Annotated in this window: 4 protein-coding genes; 3 read left to right on the forward strand and 1 reads right to left on the reverse strand. The window is 70.0% G+C overall.

The window, feature by feature from the left end:
* A partial coding sequence (locus B4E30_RS08420; protein WP_286794701.1) for a 2-oxo acid dehydrogenase subunit E2 occupies positions 1–201 on the forward strand: 201 nt, incomplete at its 5' end.
* Positions 202–210: 9 nt separating this feature from the next.
* Here the strand turns inward: B4E30_RS08420 and B4E30_RS08425 are convergent.
* Entirely contained in the window at positions 211–819 is a 609-nt protein-coding gene (locus B4E30_RS08425) for a TetR/AcrR family transcriptional regulator (protein WP_071043555.1), read from the reverse strand.
* Between the two features lie 122 nt (positions 820–941).
* On the opposite strand from B4E30_RS08425, the gene B4E30_RS08430 reads away from it, so the two are divergent.
* Together B4E30_RS08430 and B4E30_RS08435 are read left to right on the forward strand one after the other, a co-directional pair.
* Positions 942–2,528, forward strand: coding sequence for a carboxyl transferase domain-containing protein (locus tag B4E30_RS08430; protein WP_286794704.1), 1,587 nt, complete (start codon positions 942–944; stop codon positions 2,526–2,528).
* Position 2,529: 1 nt separating this feature from the next.
* A partial coding sequence (locus B4E30_RS08435; RefSeq protein WP_286794707.1) for a biotin carboxylase N-terminal domain-containing protein occupies positions 2,530–3,172 on the forward strand: 643 nt, incomplete at its 3' end.

Here is a 3,172-nt window from a genome sequence, read left to right on the forward strand (position 1 = left end):
CCGGGGGAGGCCGGCATCCTCGCCCTGGGTGCGGTCCGGCGCATGCCGTGGGAGCACGAAGGCGCGATCGCACTGCGGAGCGTCGTCACCTTGAGTCTGTCCTTCGACCATCGCGTCGTCGACGGCGAACAGGCTGCGTCGTTCCTGCGGGACGTGGGCGCGCTGCTGGCCGACCCCGCCCGCGCGATGCTCCTGGCGTGAGCGCCCCGATCAGGCGTCGGCATCCGCGGTGAGGGCCGCCAGCGCCATCGCCTCCAGGACCGGCGCGGCTGGGCCGTCCGGGACACTCCAGCGAACGCCGCGCACGCTGTGCGGTGTGGAGTTGATGAGACCGAAGCAGGCGTAGACGCGCACGCGCAGCTCGGCCGGCTCCGCATGCGGCAGCAGCGCGCCGAGGGTGTCCGTCCAGATGGCGACGTAGTCCCGCTGAAGACGCCGCACCGTCCGGGCGTCGCCATCGGAGAGATTGGCGAGATCGCGGTCCTGCACGCGGATGACGTCGGCTTCGGACAGGGCGAAGGCGACATGAAATCGCGCGAGCGCGACCAGGCGGTCGGCGGCCGTGTCGTGCGCGGCGGCGACCTCTGTCCCACCTGCGTGCAGTCGCTCGCTGACGCCGACGAGGATGGCCGCCAGGAGAGCCTGCTTGCCCGAGAAGTGCCGGTAGACGGCGGGTCCCGACACACCCACGGCGGCGCCGAGGTCCTCCAGACTCACACCGCTGAACCCGCGATCGGCGAACAGTCGTGCGGCCTCGCGGAGCAGCGCGTCATGGCGATCCGCCTTGGCGCGCTCACGGTCCGTGGCGCTCCTTGTCATCTCAGTTAATCCTCGCTAACCTGGTCTCAGTTAGTCAGCGCTAACTGTGATGTGAACACTAGCCAACGCTCGTCATCGGCGACAACGTGCGTGACGAGATCGTGACGTCGAAGGAGACGGGCATGGAGGCATCCTCGGTCCGGGCGCTCCGCGCCCGGGCGTCGTCGGGTCAGGCGGAGCTCGCGGACCGGCTGCGCCGGCGGCTGTCCGAGGTGGCGCGCGGCGGCCCGGACGCGGCCCGCGAGCGACACGTCTCGCGAGGGAAGCTGCTGCCGCGCGAGCGCATCCGGCGCCTGCTGGACCTCGGCAGCCCCTTCCTCGAAGTGGCGCCGCTGGCGGCGGACGGACTGTACGACGGCGCCGCGCCTGCCGCGGGCGTGGTCGCCGGGATCGGGCTCGTCCACGGTCGCCACGTCGTGGTCGTCTGCAACGACCCGACCGTGAAGGGCGGCGCCTACTTCCCGATGACGGTGAAGAAGCATCTTCGCGCACAGGAGATAGCGGGGGAGAACAGACTGCCGTGCATCTACCTCGTCGACTCCGGCGGCGCATACCTTCCGATGCAGGATGAGGTCTTCCCCGATCGCGACCACTTCGGGCGCATCTTCTACACCCAGGCTCGGCTGTCGGCCGCCGGCATCCCGCAGATCTCCGCCGTTCTCGGCTCGTGCACCGCCGGCGGTGCCTATGTGCCCGCGATGAGCGACGAGACGGTGATCGTGCGAGACCAGGGCACGATCTTCCTCGGCGGTCCGCCGCTGGTCAAGGCGGCGATCGGCGAGGTGGTGACCGCCGAGGAGCTCGGCGGCGGCCGACTCCACGCCGAGCGCTCCGGGGTCGTGGACCACCTCGCCGACGACGACGACCACGCCCTCCAGATCGTGCGCGACATCGTCTCGACCCTTCCCGCCCCGCCGCCCACCGAGGCGGTCGTCGTGCGTGACCCCGGCCGGCCGGCGACCGACCTCTACGACCTGGTCCCTCTCGACGTCAATCGGCCCTACGACGTCCGCGATGTCATCGCGTGTCTGATCGACGGCGAGGACTTCCACGAGTTCAAGAGTCGCTACGGCACCACACTCGTCACGGGCTTCGCGCGTATCCACGGTCATCTCGTGGGATTTGTCGCCAACAACGGCGTCCTCTTCAGCGAGTCCTCCCTCAAGGGCGCGCACTTCATCGAGCTGTGCGATCAGCGCGGCGTTCCGCTGGTGTTCCTGCAGAACATCTCCGGGTTCATGGTCGGCAGCGACGCCGAGGCCGGGGGGATCGCGAAGGACGGCGCGAAGATGGTCACCGCCGTCGCCACCACGCGCGTTCCGAAGCTCACCGTCGTGATCGGCGGATCGTTCGGTGCCGGCAACTACTCCATGTGCGGACGCGCCTACTCACCGCGCTTCCTCTGGTCCTGGCCCGGCAGTCGGATCTCGGTGATGGGCGGGCGCCAGGCCGCGTCGGTGCTCGCCACCGTGCGCGAGGATGCGATGGCGGTGCGCGGGCAGGAGTGGACGACAGACGAACGGGAGTCCTTCGAGGCCCCGATCCGATCCCGCTACGAGGAGCAGGGTGATCCGTACTACGCCACGGCCCGACTCTGGGACGACGGCATCATCGACCCCGCGGACACGCGCGATGTGCTGGGGCTGGCGCTCGACGTCGTCACCCGCGTTCCCCTGGCCGAGCCACGACTCGGACTGTTCCGGATGTGACATGAACGAGAGTCCCTTCACCACCGTGCTCGTCGCCAATCGCGGCGAGATCGCCCGACGTGTCATCCGCACGCTGCACAGACGCGGAATCCGCAGCGTCGCGGTCTACAGCGACGCCGACGCCGACGCCTCCCACGTGAGGGAAGCCGACGAGGCGGTCGGGATCGGCGCGGCGCCGGCGAGCGCCAGCTATCTCGACGGAGACGCGATCATCCGCGCCGCGCGTCGGACCGGTGCGGAGGCCATCCACCCCGGCTATGGATTCCTGTCGGAGAATGCGGGGTTCGCGCGTGCGTGTCACGCGGCGGGGATCGTCTTCATCGGTCCGGGCGATCGCGCTCTGGAGGTGATGGGCGACAAGATCCGCGCAAAAGCTCACGTGGCCGCGCACGGGGTGCCGGTGCTGCCCGGCTTCGAGGTCGGCGCCGGCACGGAGGGGGAGATCTTCCGACGGGCCCGGGAGATCGGATACCCGCTGCTCGTCAAACCCTCCGCCGGCGGTGGGGGCAAGGGCATGCAGGTGGTCCACGAGCAGGACGGGCTGCTCGAGGCCATCGCCTCCGCGCGGCGTATCGCCCGCGCGTCGTTCGCCGACGACGCCCTTCTTATCGAACGGCTCATCGAGGCGCCGCGGCACATCGAAG

The organism is Microbacterium sp. UBA3394 (genome assembly GCF_002358725.1).
Lineage (GTDB): Bacteria > Actinomycetota > Actinomycetes > Actinomycetales > Microbacteriaceae > Microbacterium > Microbacterium luteum.

Bases quoted from the DNA above. Each gene is read 5' to 3' on its own strand.
- B4E30_RS08425 (WP_071043555.1), bottom strand. From the start codon at position 819: ATGACAAGGAGCGCCACGGACCGTGAGCGCGCCAAGGCGGATCGCCAT.
- B4E30_RS08430 (WP_286794704.1), top strand. From the start codon at position 942: ATGGAGGCATCCTCGGTCCGGGCGCTCCGCGCCCGGGCGTCGTCGGGT.